We start from the raw sequence: 21082 nt of genomic DNA, 5'->3' as shown, positions 1-21082 counted from the left end.
GGCTGCCATGACAACGTTTCATTCATTAACAGTGGCAAAAGTGGAACCCGAAACCCGCGACGCGGTGACCATCACGTTCGCGGTGCCGCAGGCGCTGCAGGAGGCCTACCGCTTCCGCCCAGGCCAGCACCTGACGTTAAAAACGACGCTTGGCGGGGACGAGCTGCGCCGCTGCTACTCCATCTGCCGGAGTACCGCCCCGGGCGAAATCAGCGTGGCGGTCAAGGCGATTGAAGGCGGGCGCTTTTCCCGCTATGCCCGGGATGAGATCAAAGCGGGCATGGCGCTGGAGGTAATGGTTCCTCAGGGGCAGTTTGGCTACCAGCCGCGGGCCGAACGCGAAGGCCACTATCTGGCAATTGCGGCAGGCTCCGGGATCACCCCGATGCTGGCGATTATCTCCGCGACGCTTGAGACCGAACCCAACAGCCATTTCACCCTGATCTACGGCAACCGCAGCAGCCAGAGCATGATGTTCCGCCAGGCGCTGGCGGACCTGAAGGACAAATACCCGCAGCGGCTGCAGCTGCTCTCCATCTTCAGCCAGGAGCGGCTGGACAGCGACCTGCTCTATGGCCGCATCGACGGGGAAAAGCTGCAGGCGCTGGCGAAAAACCTGATCAACTTCCGCCAGTATGACGAGGCGTTTATCTGCGGCCCGTCTGCAATGATGGACGACGCGGAAGCCACGCTGAAGGCGCTGGGGATGCCGGACAAATCCATTCACCTTGAGCGCTTTAACACCTCCGGAATCACCGTTAAGCGCGCGGCGCACGTGCAGGCAGAAGGACAGAAAGTGACCGTTCGCCAGGACGGGCGCGACCGTGAAATCACCCTGACGGCGGAGGACGAAAGCATTCTGGATGCCGCCCTGCGTCAGGGAGCGGATCTGCCGTATGCCTGCAAGGGCGGCGTCTGCGCCACCTGTAAATGCAAAGTGCTGCGCGGGAAGGTGGACATGGCGACCAACTACAGCCTGGAGCCGGACGAGCTGGCCGCCGGGTATGTGCTGAGCTGCCAGTCGCTGCCGTTAACCGCGGACGTAATTGTCGACTTTGACGCGAAGGGGATGGCATGAGCGAACTGATTGTTACTCGTCATGGCCGCGTGCTGCAGCTGACGCTGAACCGTCCGGCGGCGCGCAACGCCCTCAACAACGCGCTGTTGACCCAGCTTGCGGAACAGCTTGAGGCCGCCGCTGTGGATGCCGACATCGCCGTCTGCGTGATTTACGGCAGCGAGCGCTGCTTTGCCGCCGGGGCCGATCTCAACGAAATGGCGGAGAAAGACCTGCCTGCCACTCTGAACGATATTCGCCCGCAGCTGTGGGCGCGAATCAACGCGTTTCCTAAACCGCTGATCGCCGCCGTAAATGGCTTCACGCTGGGGGCGGGCTGCGAGCTGGCGCTGCTGTGCGACGTGGTGATTGCCGGTGACAACGCCCGTTTCGGCCTGCCGGAAATCACGCTCGGCATCATGCCCGGCGCGGGCGGCACCCAGCGTCTTATCCGCAGCGTCGGGAAATCCCTGGCCAGCAAAATGGTGCTGACCGGCGAGAGCATTTCCGCCGGGCAGGCGCTGAGCGCCGGGCTGGTGAGCGATGTTTTCCCGGCGGCGCTGACGCTGGAGTATGCCCTGAAGCAGGCGGCCCTGATGGCGCGCCACTCCCCGCTGGCGCTGCAGGCGGCGAAGCAGGCGCTGCGCCAGTCCCAGGAGGTGCCGCTCCAGGCCGGGCTGGCGCAGGAGCGCCAGCTGTTTACGCTGCTTTCTGCCACCGAAGACCGCCGGGAAGGCATCGACGCCTTCTTACAAAAACGCACTCCCGACTTTAAAGGACGCTAATTGTGGAATTTATTCTCAGTCATATAGAACAGGGCGTGATGACCCTTACGCTGAACCGTCCGGAGCGGCTGAACAGCTTTAACGACGTGATGCACCAGCAGCTGGCCGAGTGCCTGAAACAGGCCGAGCGCGATGACACTATCCGCTGCCTGCTGATCACCGGGGCTGGACGCGGCTTCTGTGCCGGTCAGGACCTGAACGACCGCAACGTCGACCCCAACGGCCCTGCGCCGGATCTGGGCATGTCCGTGGAAACCTTCTACAACCCGCTGGTGCGCCGCCTGGCAAAGCTGCCGAAGCCGGTCATCTGTGCCGTTAACGGCGTAGCGGCGGGCGCGGGCGCCACGCTGGCGCTCGGCTGCGACATGGTGATTGCGGCACGCTCCGCCAGCTTTGTGATGGCCTTCAGCAAGCTCGGTCTGGTGCCGGACTGCGGCGGCACCTGGCTGCTGCCGCGCGTGGCCGGACGCGCCCGCGCCATGGGGCTGGCGCTGCTCGGTGACAAACTCAGCGCTGAACAGGCGCAGGCGTGGGGGATGATCTGGCAGGTGGTGGATGACGAACAGCTCTCCGCTACGGCGCAGCAGATGGCCCTGCATTTTGCGTCGCAGCCGACCTTCGGGCTGGGGCTGATCAAGCAGGCGATCAATGCCGCGGAAACCAACACTCTGGACGCCCAGCTCGATCTCGAGCGCGACTATCAGCGCCTGGCCGGGCGCAGCGATGACTACCGCGAGGGCGTCAGCGCTTTCCTGGCGAAGCGCGCGCCGAACTTTACGGGGAAATAAGATGCTGAATATACGGACTGTCGCCGTGATCGGCAGCGGCACGATGGGCGCAGGGATTGCCGAAGTGGCGGCCAGCCACGGTCATCCGGTGCTGATCTACGACATCTCCAGCGATGCGATATCACGCGCCATCGACGGGATCCGCCAGCGTCTGGCCTCCCGGGTAACGCGCGGAAAACTCTCTGCCGATGCCGGGAGCCATATCCTTGCCCGGCTGGTTCCCGTCACGGATATCGAGGCGCTCTCCGCGGCCGATCTGGTGATTGAAGCGGCCTCAGAGCGGCTGGAGGTGAAAAAGGCGCTGTTTGCGCAGCTGGCTGAGATCTGCCCGCCGCAGACGGTGCTGACCAGCAATACCTCTTCCATCTCCGTCACGGCGATTGCGGCGGACGTCCACCACCCGGAACGCGTCGCAGGCCTGCACTTCTTTAACCCGGCGCCGGTGATGAAGCTGGTGGAGGTGGTCAGCGGGCTGGCGACCTCCCCGGAAGTGGCCGACGCGCTGTGCGAGCTGGCGCTGAACTGGGGCAAACAGCCCGTTCGCTGCCAGTCCACGCCGGGGTTCATTGTCAACCGCGTTGCGCGTCCGTTCTATTCCGAGGCCTGGCGCGCGCTGGAAGAACAGGTTGCCCCGCCGGAGGTGATTGACGCCGCCCTGCGCGAAGGCGGCGGCTTCCCGATGGGGCCGCTGGAGCTGACCGACATGATTGGTCAGGACGTGAACTTTGCGGTGACCTGCTCGGTCTTTAACGCCTTCTGGCAGGAGCGTCGTTTTCTGCCTTCGCTGGTTCAGCAGGAGCTGGTGCTGGCAGGCAGGCTGGGCAAAAAGAGCGGGAAGGGCGTTTACGACTGGCAGGGTGACAAACCCGACTTGCAGTGGGTCAAGGCGGTGAACGACAGCTATAGCCCGATGCGCGTGGAAAAAAGACGTGACGGTGTCACAGAAATTGATGATGTGTACCTGATTGAAACGCAGGGTGAGACCGCACAGGCGCTGGCGCGGCGGCTCAACGGCCCGGTGGTGGTGGTCGACCGTATTGAGCGCGACGTGGCGGTCATTGCCGCCGCGGCCAGCAACCCGCATACCGCGACGCAAAAAGCCATCCGCTATCTGCAGCAGCAGGGGCTCCGGGTGGTGCAAATTGCCGATTATCCCGGCCTGCTGATCTGGCGAACGCTGGCGATGATTGCCAACGAGGCGCTGGATGCCCTGCAAAAAGGGGTCGCCAGCGAGAAGGACATCGACACGGCCATGCGCCTGGGCGTGAACTACCCGAGCGGGCCGATCGCCTGGGGCGAGCGCCTGGGCTGGCAGCGCCTGCTGACGCTGCTGGAGAACCTGCAGCGCCATTACGGCGAAGAGCGCTATCGCCCCTGTTCACTGCTGCGCCAGCGCGCGCTTCTGGAGAGTAGCTATGAGTCATAACGCCTGGCATAACGCCCGCGCCATGTACGAACGGGACGCCTGCGCGCAGGCGATGGGGATGGACATTGTCGAGATGGACGAGGGTTACGCGGTGGTGACCATGACCATCACCCCGCAGATGCTGAATGGCCATAAAACCTGCCACGGCGGACAGCTGTTTTCGCTGGCAGACACCGCTTTTGCCTACGCCTGCAACAGCCAGGGGCTGGCGGCGGTAGCCTCCGGCTGCTCGATTGATTTTCTGCGTCCGGGCTTCGCCGGGGACACGCTCACCGCCACCGCGCGGGTGAAGCATCAGGGAAAGCTGACCGGCGTATACGACATTGAAATCCAGAACCAACAACAAAAAACCGTCGCCCTTTTTCGCGGAAAATCTCACCGCATTGGCGGCAGCGTGACAGGAGAGGCCTGATGCGTGACGCATTTATTTGTGATGGCGTTCGAACCCCGGTGGGCCGCTACGGTGGCGCGCTTTCCGCCGTTCGAACTGACGATCTCGGCGCCGTGCCGCTGCGCGCGCTGCTGGCCCGCTACCCGCAGCTCGATCTGGAGCGGCTTGACGACGTGATTTTCGGCTGCGCCAACCAGGCGGGGGAAGATAACCGCAACGTGGCGCGCATGTCGTCGCTGCTGGCCGGTCTGCCGCAGACGGTCTCCGGCACGACGATCAACCGCCTGTGCGGGTCCGGGCTGGACGCGATTGGTTTTGCCGCGCGCGCCATTAAGGCGGGCGACGGCGACCTGCTGATTGCGGGCGGGGTGGAGTCGATGTCCCGCGCGCCGTTTGTGATGGGCAAAGCCACCGCGGCGTTTCAGCGACAGGCGGAGATCTTCGATACCACCATCGGCTGGCGATTTGTGAATCCGCTCATGCATCAGCAATTCGGAACTGACAGTATGCCGGAAACGGCAGAGAATGTAGCTGAATTGTTAAATATCAGCCGTGCCGATCAGGACGCGTTTGCCCTGCGCAGCCAGCAGCGTACCGCGCAGGCGCAGCAGAACGGCATTCTGGCGCAGGAGATCGTGCCGGTGCCGGTGCCGGGCAAAAAAGGGGCGGTCAACGAGTTCAGCGTGGATGAACATCCGCGCGCCGACACCACGCTCGAACAGCTTGCCGGTCTGAAAACGCCGTTCCGTAAGAACGGGGTGGTCACGGCGGGCAATGCCTCCGGGGTTAACGACGGCGCGGCGGCGCTGATCGTCGCCAGCGAGAAGATGGCGCTGGCGCAGGGGGTAGTCCCGCGCACGCGGATCGTGGCGATGGCGACGGCGGGCGTGGAGCCACGTCTGATGGGGCTCGGCCCGGTACCGGCCACCCGCAGGGTGCTGGAGCGCGCCGGACTCAGTATTCACGATATGGACGTCATCGAGCTTAATGAAGCTTTCGCCGCGCAGGCGCTGGGCGTGCTGCGTCAGCTGGGCCTGCCGGATGATGCCGCGCACGTTAACCCGAACGGTGGCGCGATTGCGCTGGGCCACCCGCTGGGCATGAGCGGCGCCAGGCTGGCGCTGGCCGCGAGTAACGAACTGCACCGACGCGGCGGGCGCTACGCGCTGTGTACGATGTGCATCGGTGTGGGTCAGGGCATTGCCATGATCCTTGAGCGTGTTTGAGCATAAAAACAATGTGAGTACCCTGCGATGACAAATACAACAAAGCTTGACCCGATCGAAACCGCGTCCCTTGACGAGTTACAGGCGCTGCAGACCGCGCGTCTGAAATGGACGCTGCATCACGCCTATAACAACGTGCCGATGTACAAACGCAAGTTTGATGCCGCGGGCGTTCACCCTGACGATTTCAACGAGCTGGCGGATATCCGTAAGTTCCCGTGCACCACCAAGCAGGACCTGCGGGATAACTACCCGTTCGATACCTTTGCCGTGCCGATGGAGCAGGTGGTGCGCATTCACGCGTCATCCGGCACCACCGGCAAGCCGACCGTTGTCGGCTACACTCAGGGCGACATCGACAACTGGGCCAATCTGGTGGCCCGCTCCCTGCGCGCGGCGGGCGGCAGCGCGAAGGACAAAATACACGTGGCCTATGGCTACGGCCTGTTTACCGGCGGGCTGGGGGCGCACTACGGGGCCGAGCGCTTAGGCGCGACGGTGATCCCGATGTCCGGCGGCCAGACGGAGAAACAGGCGCAGCTGATCCGCGATTTCCAGCCGGACATGATCATGGTGACGCCATCCTACTGTCTCAACCTGATTGAGGAGCTGGAGCGCCAGATGGGCGGCGATGCCAGCGGCTGTTCCCTGCGCGTGGGCGTCTTCGGCGCCGAGCCGTGGACGCAGGCCATGCGCCGTGAAATTGAAAAACGCTTAGGCATTACGGCCCTGGACATCTATGGCCTCTCCGAAGTGATGGGGCCGGGCGTGGCGATGGAGTGTATCGAAACCGTCGACGGCCCGACCATCTGGGAAGATCATTTCTACCCGGAGATCGTTAACCCGAACGACGGCACGCCGCTGGATGACGGCCAGCAGGGCGAACTGCTGTTCACCACGCTGACCAAAGAGGCGCTGCCGGTGATCCGCTACCGCACCCGCGACTTGACGCGCCTGCTCCCGGCAACCGCGCGCAGCATGCGCCGTATGGACCGCATCAGCGGCCGCAGTGACGATATGCTGATTATTCGCGGCGTCAACGTCTTCCCGTCGCAACTGGAAGAGGAGATTGTGAAGTTCGAACACCTTTCTCCGCACTACCAGCTGGAGGTGAACCGTCGCGGACATCTTGATTCACTTTCCGTGAAGGTGGAGCTGAAAGAGAGCAGCCTGACGCTGACGCACGAGCAGCGTTGCCAGGTGTGCCACCAGCTGCGCCACCGCATTAAATCGATGGTGGGGATTTCCACCGACGTGACGATCGTGAACTGCGGCAGCATCCCGCGCTCGGAGGGGAAAGCCTGCCGGGTGTTTGACCTGCGAAAAGTTGCGGCCAACGGTTAAGTTTCCTCTCACCCCGGCCCTCTTCCAAAGGGAGGGGGTTAGGGTGAGGGGCTATCCCAGAATCCTATGCTATGATTCATCCAGGACAAAAATAACAACAGAATGAATCATATGAATAAACTCGACGCCTTTATCCAGCACGCGGTCAGCTCCGTTCCCGTCAGCGGGACCTCGCTTATCTCCTCGTTATACGGTGACGCGCTTTCCCATCGCGGCGGTGAGATTTGGCTCGGCAGCCTGGCTGCCTTACTGGAAGGCATGGGGTTTGGCGAACGGTTCGTGCGTACCGCGCTGTTTCGCCTCAACAAAGAGGGCTGGCTGGACGTCTCGCGCATCGGGCGACGCAGCTTTTACCGCCTGAGCGATAAGGGGCTGCGCCTGACGCGTCGCGCGGAGAATAAGATCTACCGCGCGGAACTGCCCGCCTGGGACGGCAAATGGTTACTGCTGCTCTCCGAGGGGCTGGATAAAACCACCCTGGCCGACGTTAAAAAGCAGCTGATCTGGCAGGGGTTTGGCACGCTGGCGCCGAGCCTGATGGCCTCGCCGTCGCAGCATCTGGCGGACGTGCAGTCCCTGCTTCACGATGCCGGCGTGGCCGAAAACGTGATTTTTTTTGAAGCCCACTCGCCGCTGGCGCTCTCGCGCGCCGCGCTGCGTTCACGCGTAGAAGAGTGCTGGCAGCTAACCGAGCAAAACGCGATGTACGAGTCGTTTATCAGCTCATTCCGGCCGCTGCTGCCGCTGCTGAAAGAGGCCGCGCCAGAGGAGCTGACGCCGGAACGCTGCTTCCAGATCCAGCTGCTGCTGATTCACTTTTATCGTCGCGTGGTGCTAAAGGACCCGCTGCTGCCGGAAGAGTTACTGCCTGCGCACTGGGCGGGGCAAAGCGCCCGACAGCTCTGCATAAATATCTATCAGCGTGTCGCGCCGGGAGCGCTGGCGTTTGTCAGCGAGAAGGGCGAAACCTCCGTCGGCGAACTGCCCGTGCCCGGCACGCTCTACTATCAACGCTTCGGTGGTCTTACAAGCGCATAAGGAGGGAAGATGCCTGTTTATCAAATTGACGGCCTGACGCCGGTCGTGCCTGACGAGAGCTATGTTCACCCAACGGCGGTGCTCATTGGCGACGTGATTCTGGGCAAAGGCGTGTATGTCGGTCCCAATGCCAGCCTGCGCGGTGATTTTGGCCGTATCGTGGTGAAAGACGGGGCGAACATTCAGGATAACTGCGTGATGCACGGCTTCCCGGAGCAGGACACGGTGGTGGAAGAGGACGGACACATCGGCCACAGCGCCATTCTTCACGGCTGCGTGATCCGCCGCAATGCGCTGGTGGGCATGAACGCGGTGGTGATGGACGGGGCGGTCATTGGTGAAAACAGCATCGTCGGCGCGGCGGCGTTCGTGAAGGCGAAAGCGGAGATGCCCGCCAACCATTTGATCATCGGCAGCCCGGCAAAAGCGATCCGTGAGCTGAGCGAGCAGGAGCTGGCCTGGAAGCAGCAGGGCACGCGGGAGTATCAGGTGCTGGTGGAGCGCTGCAAGCTCACTATGCACCAGGTTGAGCCGCTGCGCGAGGTTGAGCCTGAACGGAAACGGCTGACGTTTGACGAGAATTTGCGGCCGAAGTCGGCGGTGTAAGGGGAGATCCGCTTCGTGCTGGAGCGGACGTTGCCTTAGAGCGATTATCGTTTTAAAAAAACTGACAAAATGTAAAAGGACAATCACTATGCTCCTGGAGAAGCTTATTGGACTTGAATGTTCTCTACATGGCGAGATGCGAAAAGACAGGGAATGGCTCGAACAGATACTTCATAAAGAATTCAGAGAAATAACGCGTACAGGTGTGTTAGTCACTCGTACTGAGACAATAGAATGCCTTTCTGATGAAGTAAACGCGCCGACTATTCTCAGCAGCGATTTTCAACTCATTAGCGTAAGCGATAATATCGCAATATTATATTACAGGACGTTTAATCAGGATGGCAGTCGTGCTTCTCTTCGTTCTTCATGTTGGGAGCGTTTTGATAATGACCAGTGGAAGCTGGTGTTTCATCAGGGGACACCCGAATCGCAATACAGTTAGATGTAAATAAGCTCATCGTTCATTCTTTTGCATTGCATAGCGCAATATACCTATCGACTTAGTTTTTTTGGTGAAATGTAAGCCTTAAAAAACTCGTATTATATATTTTTAATGGTGAAGTACAATGCAGTCGCTGTTTTAGCCAGCTGTAAATGGCACTAACGGGAAGATGTTCCCCCGCCTCACCATGCTATAAATCCTCCGACACAGACTCATCACGATAAAGGACGCAGAGTTATGCTGAGAGGAAAACGCGCTGTTATCACGGGTGGCGGTGGGGGATTTGGTCAGGCGCTTTGCGTCTGGCTGGCGCGAGAGGGCGTTGACGTGGATTTTAGCGCCCGTCGGGTCGAGGATATTGAAAAAACCTGCGCCCTCATCGCGGCTGAAGGGGGTGTGGCAAGAGGGTATCTCTGCGATTTAGCCCAGCCGGAATCCATTTCTCAGTTCTCTTCACAGGTCTTACGTTCAGAAAAGCCAATCGATATTTTAATACTGAATGCTGCTCAGTGGCTGTCAGGGACGATAGACGAACAATCGAGCACAGAAATCGTCAGTACCGTCAGTTCAGGCCTGACTGGTTCAATCCTGCTCACCCAGGCGCTGCTTCCAGGATTGCGACGCTCAGAGAGCGCTGACATCATTGCGATTATTTCCGCATGCGGTATTCCGAATTTTACAGATTCCATTGCCCATCCCGCTTTTTTTGCCAGCAAACACGGGCTCAGCGGCTTTACAACGAAACTGTCAGAACACTTATCCAAAGAAAATATTCGGGTAACCGGGTTATATCCGCCTGATTTTGAACTGACCGGTTTAGATGCGCATGTCGATAATCAAACAAGAATGGGGCAGCGTCTGATGAATGGATGGTCAATCTGGGAAACGATGCGTTTTGTACTGACTCAGCCTCGAAGTTGCCATATTAGTACCATCTACTTTCAGGGGCCGACTCGTGAAGATCTGGCACATCAGGCCTGAATCTGACGGCGGGCGTTCACCGTTATTGCTGATAAACGCGCTCAGGCATCCTATTATTCGCAAAACGGTTGCCAGAGGTAATAAGGCAGTCTTTTTTTGCCATATCCATCAAAAGCGCGATGCCAATGTAATTACTCCAGTTAAAGGTATTTTGCAGCACTACCACCGCATTGCCTCTTTCTTTGTCATAACCGATAAAGCTGGAGTAGCCGCCGATATAGCCGACCTGATAGGTGATTTTCTCCAGACCGATAAAGTCGGTGGTCCAGGCAATACCCTGTACTCCGTCAGGTCGTTGAATGTCGGTATCCCTGACTTCGGCAAAGACGCTGTCCAGTAAGCGATTGTGAGTCGTCGATACGTGATAGCGCGCATAGGCCGCCAGATCTTCAGCGTTGCTGTATAAGCTCGCTGCCGCCACCATATTATTGGAAAAATGCCAGTCCGGTGTGAGCTGCCCGCGTGGGATAAATTTAGGCTGATCGCCCGCGTGGCCTAGCGCCCGCTGGGGGTATCCTTTTAGCTGCTGCGGCGTAAAGCTGCTGTTAGCCATCTGCAGCGGATGGAAAATATAGCGCGAGGCTAAACTCTGGATATCTTCGCCGGTTTTGTGCTTCAGGATGTAGCCGATCAGGGCGTAGCCGGTATTGGAGTATTGCGGCACTTTATTCTTTGGCGCTCGCCAGTCGGCGAGGTAGAGCAGCACGTTATCGCTATCCAGCTCACCGTAGAAATTATCGCCGGTGCTTAAGTAGCTGATGAATTTTCCAAGCATCGGAACATCCATATTCTGACGCGGAAGGCCGGAGGTGTGGGTTACCAGTTCAAGTAGGGTGATTTTTTGTGCATCCGCGCTAAGCGCCGTCCCCGGCGGAAGCAATGTCGCCAGGCTATCGTTCCAGTTCAGTTGCCCTTCATTCACCAGACAAGCCACTACTTCTGCCGTGATCCCTTTGCTGAGTGAGCCGAGCGCAAACAGGGTGTCGGTCCTGATCGGATAGCGATTGACCGCATCGGTTACGCCCCAGGTGTAAAACTGCGGTGAGCCGTGATTATGGATCACCGCGACCGTCATCCCGGGAACGGATTTTTGCGCCATGTAGTGACGCACCACGCTGTCAACGTCGCCATCCAGCGAATCATGAGTGAGAAGTTCCTGAGTGCCTTCCGGGGAGGACATTTGCGAGAGCGTGCCACAACCGCTGAGGAGTGGCAGAGTAAGCAGAAGCCAGCGAAATTTTTTTGTTATGTTCTGCATACCTGATAGCGAGTGTGGTGGTCATGGCGCGCCAGGAATGTATCACAAATAGCCTGCTTGAATGTAAACTTTCTACACGGTGACGGCCCTGCGGGTGGTCACCATGACTTTTCGGCCAGCTTTGAGGGATATTAGTATGACTCGCTTTTATCAACTTACCGCCACCCGTCTGGATGGGCAACTTATCTCTATTGCCGACTATGCGGGTAAGGTGGTTCTGGTTGTTAATACGGCCAGCCAGTGCGGCTTTACGCCACAGTATGCGGGGCTTGAAGCACTGTACAAAAAATACGCCGATCAAGGGCTGGTGGTGCTTGGCTTCCCCTGCAACCAGTTCGGTAAGCAGGAACCCGGCGGTGCCGACGACATCTCAAAGACCTGTTACATTAACTACGGCGTCAGCTTTCCCATGTTCGAGAAAGTCGAGGTCAACGGTGCCGCAGCACATCCGATTTTTCGTTATCTGAAAGACGAATTGCCCGGCGTGCTGGGTGGGCGGATCAAGTGGAACTTTACCAAGTTCCTTGTCGGGCGTGACGGTAAACCCCTCAAGCGCTTTGCACCGATGACTACGCCCGAGAAAATGGAGGGGGCAATTGTTGCGGCACTGGGAAGGTGAGTGTTTTTGTCGCCAGAGCCATCCGTTTGTTGGGGATAGCCGATATTCTGATGTCCGCTCTGTGCCAGATGCGGACGTCGAGGAGAATGTTATTTTGATGCGAAATATTTGCGTAATATTTTTTCTAATAACGAGAAAACGACCGTCACCCTTTTGGGAGTAATCAGCTGGTAAGGCCGATATAAATAAAATTGCCATTTCTCCTGTCGCAGTTCTGGCAATGGGGGAACAAGTTGGCCGCTTGCTAAGTACTCCCTACAGATAAAGTCGCTGGACTGTACAACCGTTCTCCCGGCCAATGCAGCCTGAATTTCGGCATATGGATCTGTAGTATAAAACTCAATATGACGAGGGACAAAAGTATTTACTGCGTCACTCATAAACTCAAATGATTTTCCCGTTTCAGGATTAATTAAACCACTAAATGGATAACGCTGTCGAAGATCTTCTAAATCAGTAGGTGCTCCCAGGCGCTCAATAAGTTCAGGGGATGCAACCAAAATATGTTCAACTTGTCCGATATTTTTAATGATAAAGTTTGGATTAGGTTCTCGTCCTACGCGTATACCTATATCAATACGATGCTCAATAGTATCAAGTTTCATCATATCTAAACGCCAGTCGATAAATAACTCAGGATAGGGACGTAGTGCAGTCAATAGTTCATACAAGATTTGTTCATGATTTGGAAATCGAAGTAATGTGATACGAACAATACCCTTCATTTCATTATCATCTTTCGCTGTCTGAAAAAGTTTTTCAGAATCTTCAAGCAGTCGCTTCGCTTGGGGTAAAAATAGTTCGCCGAAACTGGTGAGAAAGATCGAACGCGTATTACGTTTGAATAAAGGTTCACCAAGTTGTTTCTCCAGCTCAGCGACTGTTCGGGTTACTACTGATGGTGAAACCGACAGCTTGATGGCTGCTTCGCGGAAGTTCAAGGTCTCAGAGGCGATGATAAAAAATTTTAGAGCGTCAAGTTTGTCCATGATTATTGTGAAATCTGCAATAATGTATTTTGATAATAGCAATTAATTTGCAACTATTCCAGCCATATAATCGAACAATCAAATAAGTAACCTGTCTTACTTTTTATCAGAACTCAAAAGAGTAAATTATGTCAATTCAACCAGTAGAGTTAAACAAAGCCTATCGTTTATTACAGGTCGGGCCAACGACGATGATATCGGCTAAAAATGATGGCATTGAAAATGTCATGGCAGCGGCCTGGGTGGGATTAGTAGGCAATAACAAAGTGATGGCTTTTATAGGTCCACAGGCATTTACTCGCGGGCTTGTAGAAAAAAGCGGATATTACGTTGTACAGATCCCAGTAGTAAATCAGATGGAAATGGTTTTATATGCTGGAGGTCACAGTTATTCCGACACACCCGATAAAAATAGTAAAATCCCACTATTTTATCAGAAAGAGTTTGATCTGCCTTTAGTGGAAGGTTGCGCTGGCTGGTTAGTATGTAAGGTCATACCCAATGAAGAAAATGAAAAGCAGCACAACTTGTTCATGGGGGAAATTGTCGGAGCATGGAGTGATGACCGCGTTTTCAAAAATGGGCACTGGATTTTTGATGATGCACCAGATGAATTACGTACTGTCCATTACGTTGCTGGCGGACAGTTTTACGCCATTGGCAAAGGGACAAAATTTAATTATGGGCCGGGAAAAGACTAATCCTTACTTCTGCATAAATGTAGCCATATAACATGGCTACATAGAGGTAGTAGCATAAAAGAACAACCTACTTAAGATGTTTGCTTCTCACTCACAGCGGACCTTTAGCTCAGTTAGCATATCCGCTCAGTGCCAGAAGCGGATGTCGTAAGGTTCGTTCGGCTAAAAGAGCAAATTCTTCTGCATCAGAGTGACTGGCCTTGCGGATTCACATTTATCATTACTCTCTGCAAAGTACTTTTATTTTTGCCCGGGGTTACGATAAATATCGGGTCGATTGATTTGCCAGACAAAATCTGGTCGGTTCAATGGGTTATACCCCAGCTTCTGGTATAACCATGGCGCGCTGTCGGTTACCAGCATTATCCGTCGCAGACGTGACAACAATGGATGGGCATGACAGCATTCAATCAGCCAACGTCCAAGACCACTTTTCTGATAATCGTTCAGCACGTAGACGTCACACAAATAACCAAAAGTGGCATAGTCTGTGACCAGACGGGCGAAGCCGATTTGTCTTGTTCCATCCAGGAGCGCGAAACAAAGGCTGTTCTGGATTGATATCCTGACCGTTTCAGCATCAATACCAGGAGCCCAGGACGATTGCGAGAGGTAATCGTGAATGGCTTCCAGCTGAAAAAAGCTGGGATCGGTTGTGACAATAAATTTGTCTTTGGTAAAACGCAGATGCTGATTATTCACCGAACTCCTCCTTTTGGGCTACTTGTGATGAGGCACAGGGCTGTCCTCTATGCCGGGGAATGCTCAGGATGCTTTTTCATGTACTGTCATGATAAATACCAGCGGGTTCTCCCCCTGGTTTTCATAGAAATGAGGAACGTCCGTTCTGGCGGTTGCCGAACAGCCAGTATTTACCCGATACACGTGTTCCTGTACGCCGAGTGTGAGCGTGCCCGACTGCACATAAAACAGTTCAAGCGTACCTTCCGTGTGGCCGGGGGACGCAAACTTTTCCCCCGGCTGCATTTCCCACATCCAGAGCTCGGTCATATCAGGGCCACCTGACCCTGCGAGCAATCTTGCTCTCCCGCCTTTTTCACCTTCCCACAATTCTGGGATCTCATCTTCAGCAATGAGATGCACGGTCGGTTTTGAACTGACATCCACAAAGTCAGCCACCGAAACCCCCATTGCGGCAGCCAGGCGGCATAACAGGGCAATGCTGGGATTCGCCCGGCATCCCTCTATCTCAACCAGCGCTCCCTTGCTGACGCCTGCCCGACGGGAGAGTTCATCGAGGGATATCTTCTTATGCTTACGATAGAGTTTAATTCGCTGAGATACGGCTTCATTCACAGTGTTGACGATAGCGTTTGCATCGGTCATTAAATTGACTTTTTTGGTCATTGGTCATTATCATGGAATAAATTGGTCATTACAGGATTATCACGTGCTAACAGTATCGCCGTCAATTGCCCCTGAAATTTATCGTATTGCTCCCGGTTTTCGTGCACTGAGCATTTGCGTAAAAGCTGCGCCAGTGCTTAATCCTGACATTGGGGAAACGGCGCTGCGTGAAGCCTGTGAAGCCGTTCTGGCCGGTGAACCAGATTGGGCGGACTCTCATCTGGCGGCATGGGCCGACGTTTTTCAAAAGTTTGGTGCTAAACCTAAACGCACCCCTTGCTCAGCAGATGCGTTACGCAAGCGCGTGTTACGTGACGGAACGATGCCAGCGCTCGATCCTATCGTTGATCTTTATAATGCCGTTAGTCTCCGCTATGCCGTTCCGGTTGGCGGAGAGAATCTCTCTGCCTATCAGGGGGCGCCGCGTCTGACTGTGGCAAAAGGAACAGAGCCTTTTGATACCGTCAAAGAGGGAGAGGCCACCGTTGAGTATCCTTCACAAGGCGAGGTTATCTGGTGTGATGATATCGGCGTGACCTGCCGTCGCTGGAACTGGCGACAGGGGATCAGAACCCGCTTAGGCGTGGAGGCTCAGCAAATGTGGTTCATTCTGGAGAGTCTCCCGCAGATGCCGCTGGATAGACTTCACGAAGCCGGGAAGATGCTGACCGACGGCCTGGAAAAAATGATGCCCGGTCTGTGGTTTGAAGTTGCTCTCATCGAAGAACAACAGCTGTAATACCCTTCAGGAGACAGAGTTATGTTTACCGGTTTGTCGGCGTTTCCATTAACCCCAGTCACTGCCCGCGGCGTGGATGAAAAGGGGTTTAGCCATATTCTTTCCCGTCTTACAGACGCTCGGGTTGATTCTATGGGCATCCTGGGGTCAACCGGAAGCTACGCCTATCTGACCCGGGAGCAGCGCAAGCGCGTAGCAACGTTTGCTAAACAGCATGCAGGGAACATCCCCGTTATGGTGTGTGTGGGAGCGGTCAGTACCGATGCCATTCTGCATCTGGCAGAGGATGCACAGGCAGCTGGTGCGACTGCGCTGTTACTCCCGGCGGTCAGCTACCAGCCACTCCGTGACGAAGAAGTCTTTTCACTCTTTGAGACCGTTACCCGGCACGTGTCTGTACCGGTGTGTATCTATGATAATCCGGGCACTACGCATTTTACCTTTACGGATGAACTTCACGGTCGTCTCTCCTCACTTGAGGGGGTTCGCTCGGTCAAGATCCCTGGCGTCCCGGATAGCCCCGCTGCAGCGATTGAACGGGTGAATGCGTTACGTCAACTTTTGCGCCCTGGCGTAACAATCGGTATTAGTGGCGACGCTTATGCGGGGCTGGGATTAAACGCCGGTTGTGAAGTGTGGTATTCCGTGTGTGGCGGTCTGTTCCCTGAGATGGCGAAACAAATCACCGAAGCTGCGGCGGCAAACGATCATCAACGCGTTACAGCCCTGACAACCCGCCTTGAGCCGTTGTGGTCGCTCTTCCGGAAACATGGCGGAAGTATTCGCGTTATTGCCGCTGCGGCTGGCGTGCTTGGGCTTACCGACATGGATTGCCTGCCTCGCCCTCTGCAACCGTTGTCAGCTGGCGACATCGCGGATATTGCCCATGTAATAAGCACGCTGGAGCTGAAGTGATCTCCGCAGGACTGGGTGTCTACCGGTCCTTACCGCAAAATTTTATTATTGAAGTGACTCTTCTTCGCCTGATAGCTTATCTGCATCAGGAGAATAATGCTGGTAAACGCATGCCAGTTTATGCCCGTCAGGATCGCGCAGATAGGCAACATAAAAATCGGGGCCGTAGGCGGTTCGTGTACCGGGCACGCCTTCATCCTTTCCTCCCGCACGGAGGCCCACTGCATGGAAGCGTCTGACAATTTCCGCGCTATCGGCTCTGAATGCGAACATTGTCCCGTTTCCCGCCGTCGCGGGTTGCTGGTCAAAAGGAGGACAAATGCAGAAGCTAAATTCGTCATCCGGATGATTTTCGTTTCCCCACATTGCCCAGCTATCAGTCCAGGCGGGCAGACGTGAATAGCCCAGCACGTTAAAAATAGCGTCATAAAAGTTCACGGCGCGCTGAAAGTCATTTGTCCCTATCGTGATATAAGCCAGCACCTTATAACATCCTCTATCCACGCAGCCACGGCGTAACTGTTAGTCCGGTCAGCAAACCTTCCGGGCTGAGCAGGCGAGTAACGGTTTGCCCCCACGGTTCCGTGCGGTTGGCGACCAACAACCGATAGCCTTTTTCACTCAGAACACGGGTAGCGGAATCGAGATCCTGCACCTCGTATTCAATCCATCCCTGCGGTATCGGATGCTCCACGGGCCACTCCGATTCACCAAAACAGGACGTTGCCGCCTGTGACAGCGGCCAGACGGCAAAATGCTTCACGCCCGGTAAGCGTCCCTCTTCAGTGAGCAGATAATCGGCATTGCCCTCCATCGGCTTCAGCGGCAGACCGAGTGTCTGGATATAAAACGCGGTGCTGGACGCTGTATCCTGTGAAATGGGCCCGAACCCGGCGACGAACATGACATCAATTCCCGGTAACGTCTGCGACATATCCACTCCTTAATAGCCTGAAATGATGGAATTTAGCGTAGAGCTGTCTGAAATACGACTCTCATTTCTGGTACCGCATTCACCGCGCCTGCACGTTCACGGCGGGTTTGAAAGTGAACGCGATAGCGATCAACAGCACGACTCCCGCACTCATCACCAGCCATGCGCTGTTCAGCGAGACCGAACTGTCGCGAACGATCCCGGCAACTAGCGGCATGAGCGCGGCGATCATATATCCTCCTCCCTGAACTTTAGACAGTAACTTCCCGGCCTGCGCGGGCGTTCGCGCATGATCGAACGTGACGATAAGCGACAGCGGGAAGAGGGCGCCGATACCGATGCCAAGCAGCAAGGTTGATAAGACCGGCGTCGTACCTGGAGAGAAGACCAGACACAGTAACCCCGCGAGCAGCAGTAACAGTACAGTTATCAGCGGAACACGGCGGTCGGGGAATTTACCGATCAGCGCGGAGACGGCAAACCCGGCGGTCACTTCGGTTAAGGTCAGCCATGCCAGCATATAGCCGCTGCTGCGTGCGGACCATCCTGCCTGAATATAGAGCGGGGGCAGCCAGGCTAAGACCAGCGTGTAGGCACCCGTCCCCACGCCGAAAAAGAGCAGAAGGAGTCCAGTCCGGGAGGAACAGAGCGTAACGGATTCATGTGCTGTTTGTTCACCTTGAAGCTGTTTAACCAGGGGTAACCACAGCATCAGCGCCAGCAGCGCAAGCACGCCTGCCATAGCCAGCGCGGGCTTCAGCGTGAGCCATGAAAACAGCGGCTCGGCGCTGGCGGCGGCGACTGCCGCACCGGCCATAATGCCCGTGCTGAATAGCGACATGATCGTGCTGGCCGTTTGCGTATACGCCTTTTTTATCAGGGCAGGCATTAACGCCTGGATCGTGCCGATGCTGGCCCCGCCCAGTAACGCGGTGCCCATCAAACCCGTCAGCGAGGTGCTAAAACCGCGTAATGAACAGGCTACCAGCAGGATGAACAGCCCGAGCATAATTCCCCTGACGGCACCGATCCTGGCTAAAAGCCAGGGGCCACACAGGGCAGCCAGTCCCATCATCGCCACCGGCAGGGTGGTCAGCAGGCTGAATTGCGTCGCGGTCAGCCCTGCTTCGCGCTGCAGCACGGAGAACAGGGGGCCAACCGAGGCCAGAATGGGGCGCAGATTTAGCCCGACGATAAAAGCGATAATAGCGAAGAGTAACGGTGACGTGCGTTTCAACATGGCATCCTTTTCGGGTGTGAATGGCCCGGGCAAATTGCCGCGAGCATTTATCTTAACGTTAAGATAAAGTCTGTTTTAGTGTAAGATGTACCGCACAACTCGATAAATTCCCACGCCATACGGGGTGAAGATGAAAGACCATGTAGACTTCGTTGTCGGCCAGTGGAGCAGCGCCATGCCCGAGCTGGACGCCTCGTCGATGAAAATTTTTGGCCGAACGCTCAGGCTGATGAAGCACCTGGGAAAAGAGCGCGCGCAGGCCATGGCGCCGTTTGGCTTTCGCGAGGGCGAGTTTGACGTCCTCGCCACGCTGCGCCGCGCCGGGGAGCCGTACTGCCTTTCGCCCACGCAGCTGTATACATCCCTGTTGATCACCTCAGGGGCGATGACGAATCGGCTCAACCATCTCGAACAGCAAGGCCTTATCAGGCGGATAGCCGATCCCGATGACAAGCGCAGCTCGCTCGTCAGCCTGACGCCGCACGGGCAGGAGCGTATCGAACAGGCGCTGCTCGTGCACACGGAAACGCAAAATGCGCTGCTGAGAAACCTCTCTGAGGCGCAACGCGCGCAGCTTGAGTCCCTGCTCAGGGTGCTGCTGCTGACGTTTCCGGCCGAGGAATGGGATGAAACGTCACCGAGTGCCGATAATACAAAAACAGCATGATTACACCTGACAAAAAGGGAACATATGTCTTTACCGCCACTGTATGCGCTGCGCGCGTTCGAAGTTGCCGCACGGCTGAACTCCTTTAGCAAAGCGGCTGAAGTCCTGAACATCACGCCGGGGGCGGTCAGCAGGCATGTCCGGACGCTTGAAATGTGGTTTGACTGCGAGCTGTTTAAGCGGCAGGGTCCGAGAGTGGAGGTCAGCGACGCCGGGCGCATTCTGGCCGGGCAGCTTAGCGAAAGTTTCTCGAATATTGAGTGGGCCTGTCGCGCATTCAAAAGTGAAAACCACCTTCTGCGCCTCAAAGCCCCCAGCACCCTGACGATGCGATGGCTCCTCAATGTGCTTAAATCCTTTCGCGAGAACCACGCGAAGCCGAAAATCGAAATCGCCAGCGTCTGGATGGACTTCGACACCGTTGACTTCAGCCGCGAGCCCTACGATTGTGCGATCCTCCTCGGGAACGGCTATTTTGGCGAGTCAACGGAGAGCCGGCTGCTGTTCAGCGAATGGCTTATTCCGGTTTGTACGCCGTCTTTGCTGGAGCCTGCCCGGCAGCAGCTTCCAGAGTGCGATCTTATTCATCCGTCACCGGACAGACGGGACTGGAAGCGCTGGCTTAAAAGGACGGGCTTATTCCCCGGCCTCGACATGGGCGGCGGGATCGTGTTCGACACCCTGGAGCAGGGCAGCCTTGCGGCCATGCACGGACACGGCGTAGCGATGGCGGATCTCCGGCTCACGCTCGACGCGCTGAAAAGCGGCCTTCTCGCGCTGCCCTTCAGGGAGGCGATAGCAACAGGGGACGGTTACTACCTTGTCTGGCCCAAAAATTCGCTCAGAGGACAGAGTATTGAACGGTTGCTGGCCTGGCTTAACCTTAATGCGCCAGTGGTGCCCTCTTTGGATATTGTCTGTCTTGATTTCAATGAAAAGCGGATTTAATAAATAGCGGAATATTAACAGGGAAATATTCCGCACAGTGAACGTATTTATGCGTAGGGAATATTCGCCATCTTTTTATATCTTTCCGGCAGGGCGCTGTTCAGGTTGAGTAATTTATCCAGTATATATAGCGCAGGGGTTCCCTTTGCGCGTTCAGCTTCGATCAGCGCAGAACGTAACAGATTGGTAGCCGATGTCATTTCGCGGAAGTACTCCTCAGATTCAGGCGTCTGAACTTCGCCTGAAGCGGCGTAACGCACCCGGGGCCAGTCCGCGAAGTCCAGAACCGGAAGGATGCCGTCGTCTTTGGGTAAATGCGCAGAGAGCAACTCTTCGGCGTTACCCGGATTGCTTTGGGCGAAAGACAGAAGATGCAGTCGATGAATAAAGGGCGAAAGGACCTCAGCGCTATCGTTTTCTGACGAAAGTAACGTTATTAACGCATGTATATTTTCACCCGCGATGTTTTTTCAGGTGAGATCATTTTCATTAGATGAAATAAAACATCGAGTGTCATACGTACTCCATATGCATGCAGGTGTATTTATTATTTGAGTTTCGCTCTCTGTTCCAGGTCAGGAAGAGACCGGGAATGAAGGGATGGTATTTCAATGAGA

General features: G+C 56.0%; 25 protein-coding genes. 17 read left to right on the top strand and 8 right to left on the bottom strand.

Annotated features, from left to right (window positions below; translation table 11 throughout):
* Window positions 1–7 precede the first annotated feature (7 nt).
* The 11 genes from paaE (at window position 8) to ACOTXI_RS09230 (ending at window position 10087) form a co-directional block, all read left to right on the top strand.
* Window positions 8–1078: a 1,2-phenylacetyl-CoA epoxidase subunit PaaE gene (gene paaE / locus ACOTXI_RS09280; RefSeq protein ID WP_039266324.1), complete on the top strand. Its 1071-nt coding sequence runs from the start codon at window positions 8–10 to the stop codon at window positions 1076–1078.
* Entirely contained in the window at window positions 1075–1842 is a 768-nt protein-coding gene (paaF, locus tag ACOTXI_RS09275; RefSeq protein ID WP_058653781.1) for a 2,3-dehydroadipyl-CoA hydratase PaaF, read from the top strand. Before paaE ends, paaF begins: the two co-directional genes overlap by 4 nt.
* Window positions 1842–2630 (top strand): 2-(1,2-epoxy-1,2-dihydrophenyl)acetyl-CoA isomerase PaaG, encoded by a 789-nt coding sequence (gene paaG / locus ACOTXI_RS09270; RefSeq protein WP_087855466.1) that lies wholly within the window; start codon window positions 1842–1844, stop codon window positions 2628–2630. Before paaF ends, paaG begins: the two co-directional genes overlap by 1 nt.
* Before the next feature lies 1 nt (window position 2631).
* Entirely contained in the window at window positions 2632–4056 is a 1425-nt protein-coding gene (paaH, locus tag ACOTXI_RS09265; RefSeq protein ID WP_058653780.1) for a 3-hydroxyacyl-CoA dehydrogenase PaaH, read from the top strand.
* On the top strand, window positions 4046–4468 hold the full coding sequence (gene paaI, locus ACOTXI_RS09260; protein ID WP_023327372.1) for a hydroxyphenylacetyl-CoA thioesterase PaaI: 423 nt from the start codon (window positions 4046–4048) through the stop codon (window positions 4466–4468). The genes paaH and paaI overlap by 11 nt, the downstream gene beginning before the upstream one ends.
* Window positions 4468–5673: a 3-oxoadipyl-CoA thiolase gene (pcaF, locus tag ACOTXI_RS09255; RefSeq protein WP_058653779.1), complete on the top strand. Its 1206-nt coding sequence runs from the start codon at window positions 4468–4470 to the stop codon at window positions 5671–5673. Before paaI ends, pcaF begins: the two co-directional genes overlap by 1 nt.
* Before the next feature lie 27 nt (window positions 5674–5700).
* Window positions 5701–7017 (top strand): phenylacetate--CoA ligase PaaK, encoded by a 1317-nt coding sequence (paaK, locus tag ACOTXI_RS09250; RefSeq protein ID WP_023327374.1) that lies wholly within the window; start codon window positions 5701–5703, stop codon window positions 7015–7017.
* Between the two features lie 102 nt (window positions 7018–7119).
* Entirely contained in the window at window positions 7120–8055 is a 936-nt protein-coding gene (paaX, locus tag ACOTXI_RS09245; RefSeq protein WP_028016008.1) for a phenylacetic acid degradation operon negative regulatory protein PaaX, read from the top strand.
* A 9-nt stretch (window positions 8056–8064) separates the two neighbouring features.
* Window positions 8065–8661 (top strand): phenylacetic acid degradation protein PaaY, encoded by a 597-nt coding sequence (paaY, locus tag ACOTXI_RS09240; RefSeq protein WP_025757959.1) that lies wholly within the window; start codon window positions 8065–8067, stop codon window positions 8659–8661.
* An 88-nt stretch (window positions 8662–8749) separates the two neighbouring features.
* The gene (locus tag ACOTXI_RS09235; protein WP_058653778.1) at window positions 8750–9106 is read left to right on the top strand and encodes a DUF4440 domain-containing protein; all 357 of its coding nucleotides are present in this window, start codon (window positions 8750–8752) and stop codon (window positions 9104–9106) included.
* A 237-nt stretch (window positions 9107–9343) separates the two neighbouring features.
* The gene (locus ACOTXI_RS09230) at window positions 9344–10087 is read left to right on the top strand and encodes an SDR family oxidoreductase (RefSeq protein ID WP_058653777.1); all 744 of its coding nucleotides are present in this window, start codon (window positions 9344–9346) and stop codon (window positions 10085–10087) included.
* A gap of 22 nt (window positions 10088–10109) precedes the next feature.
* Here ACOTXI_RS09230 and ACOTXI_RS09225 read toward each other — a convergent pair whose 3' ends face one another.
* The gene (locus ACOTXI_RS09225) at window positions 10110–11345 is read right to left on the bottom strand and encodes a serine hydrolase domain-containing protein (RefSeq protein WP_058653776.1); all 1236 of its coding nucleotides are present in this window, start codon (window positions 11343–11345) and stop codon (window positions 10110–10112) included.
* Window positions 11346–11481: 136 nt separating this feature from the next.
* Between ACOTXI_RS09225 and ACOTXI_RS09220 the strand changes: the two genes are divergently transcribed.
* Window positions 11482–11964, top strand: coding sequence for a glutathione peroxidase (locus ACOTXI_RS09220; RefSeq protein WP_021241340.1), 483 nt, complete (start codon window positions 11482–11484; stop codon window positions 11962–11964).
* An 89-nt stretch (window positions 11965–12053) separates the two neighbouring features.
* Here the strand turns inward: ACOTXI_RS09220 and ACOTXI_RS09215 are convergent, their stop codons facing one another.
* Window positions 12054–12953 (bottom strand): LysR family transcriptional regulator, encoded by a 900-nt coding sequence (locus ACOTXI_RS09215; RefSeq protein WP_058653788.1) that lies wholly within the window; start codon window positions 12951–12953, stop codon window positions 12054–12056.
* 128 nt (window positions 12954–13081) lie between these two features.
* On the opposite strand from ACOTXI_RS09215, the gene ACOTXI_RS09210 reads away from it, so the two are divergent.
* Window positions 13082–13654 (top strand): flavin reductase family protein, encoded by a 573-nt coding sequence (locus ACOTXI_RS09210; RefSeq protein ID WP_021241342.1) that lies wholly within the window; start codon window positions 13082–13084, stop codon window positions 13652–13654.
* 240 nt (window positions 13655–13894) lie between these two features.
* Here ACOTXI_RS09210 and ACOTXI_RS09205 read toward each other — a convergent pair whose 3' ends face one another.
* Both ACOTXI_RS09205 and ACOTXI_RS09200 read right to left on the bottom strand, forming a co-directional pair.
* Window positions 13895–14356, bottom strand: coding sequence for a GNAT family N-acetyltransferase (locus ACOTXI_RS09205; protein WP_008502363.1), 462 nt, complete (start codon window positions 14354–14356; stop codon window positions 13895–13897).
* A gap of 63 nt (window positions 14357–14419) precedes the next feature.
* On the bottom strand, window positions 14420–15022 hold the full coding sequence (locus ACOTXI_RS09200) for a helix-turn-helix domain-containing protein (RefSeq protein WP_023292519.1): 603 nt from the start codon (window positions 15020–15022) through the stop codon (window positions 14420–14422).
* Window positions 15023–15065: 43 nt separating this feature from the next.
* Between ACOTXI_RS09200 and ACOTXI_RS09195 the strand changes: the two genes are divergently transcribed.
* Both ACOTXI_RS09195 and ACOTXI_RS09190 read left to right on the top strand, forming a co-directional pair.
* Window positions 15066–15761: a B3/4 domain-containing protein gene (locus tag ACOTXI_RS09195; protein ID WP_058653775.1), complete on the top strand. Its 696-nt coding sequence runs from the start codon at window positions 15066–15068 to the stop codon at window positions 15759–15761.
* 21 nt (window positions 15762–15782) lie between these two features.
* Complete coding sequence (locus tag ACOTXI_RS09190) at window positions 15783–16676, top strand: dihydrodipicolinate synthase family protein (RefSeq protein ID WP_058653774.1); 894 nt, start codon at window positions 15783–15785, stop codon at window positions 16674–16676.
* Window positions 16677–16721: 45 nt separating this feature from the next.
* On the opposite strand, the gene ACOTXI_RS09185 is transcribed toward ACOTXI_RS09190, so the two are convergent.
* From ACOTXI_RS09185 to ACOTXI_RS09175, 3 genes are all read right to left on the bottom strand, one after another.
* On the bottom strand, window positions 16722–17159 hold the full coding sequence (locus tag ACOTXI_RS09185; protein WP_058653773.1) for a VOC family protein: 438 nt from the start codon (window positions 17157–17159) through the stop codon (window positions 16722–16724).
* 13 nt (window positions 17160–17172) lie between these two features.
* The gene (locus ACOTXI_RS09180) at window positions 17173–17610 is read right to left on the bottom strand and encodes a VOC family protein (protein WP_025911323.1); all 438 of its coding nucleotides are present in this window, start codon (window positions 17608–17610) and stop codon (window positions 17173–17175) included.
* 79 nt (window positions 17611–17689) lie between these two features.
* Window positions 17690–18850, bottom strand: a complete 1161-nt coding sequence (locus tag ACOTXI_RS09175) for an MFS transporter (protein ID WP_058653772.1) — start codon at window positions 18848–18850, stop codon at window positions 17690–17692.
* Between the two features lie 130 nt (window positions 18851–18980).
* On the opposite strand from ACOTXI_RS09175, the gene ACOTXI_RS09170 reads away from it, so the two are divergent.
* Together ACOTXI_RS09170 and ACOTXI_RS09165 are read left to right on the top strand one after the other, a co-directional pair.
* A complete protein-coding gene (locus ACOTXI_RS09170) occupies window positions 18981–19517 on the top strand; it encodes a MarR family winged helix-turn-helix transcriptional regulator (protein WP_058653771.1) in 537 nt (178 codons plus the stop codon).
* 24 nt (window positions 19518–19541) lie between these two features.
* Entirely contained in the window at window positions 19542–20465 is a 924-nt protein-coding gene (locus tag ACOTXI_RS09165) for a LysR substrate-binding domain-containing protein (protein ID WP_025911317.1), read from the top strand.
* A gap of 47 nt (window positions 20466–20512) precedes the next feature.
* Here the strand turns inward: ACOTXI_RS09165 and ACOTXI_RS09160 are convergent, their stop codons facing one another.
* On the bottom strand, window positions 20513–20725 hold the full coding sequence (locus tag ACOTXI_RS09160; protein ID WP_369878961.1) for a hypothetical protein: 213 nt from the start codon (window positions 20723–20725) through the stop codon (window positions 20513–20515).
* Between the last annotated feature and the right edge of the window lie 357 nt (window positions 20726–21082).

The organism is Enterobacter cloacae complex sp. BZL2005, assembly GCF_049238885.1.
Taxonomy (GTDB): Bacteria; Pseudomonadota; Gammaproteobacteria; order Enterobacterales; family Enterobacteriaceae; genus Enterobacter; species Enterobacter roggenkampii.
This window is presented reverse-complemented; position numbering and strand designations above follow the sequence as displayed.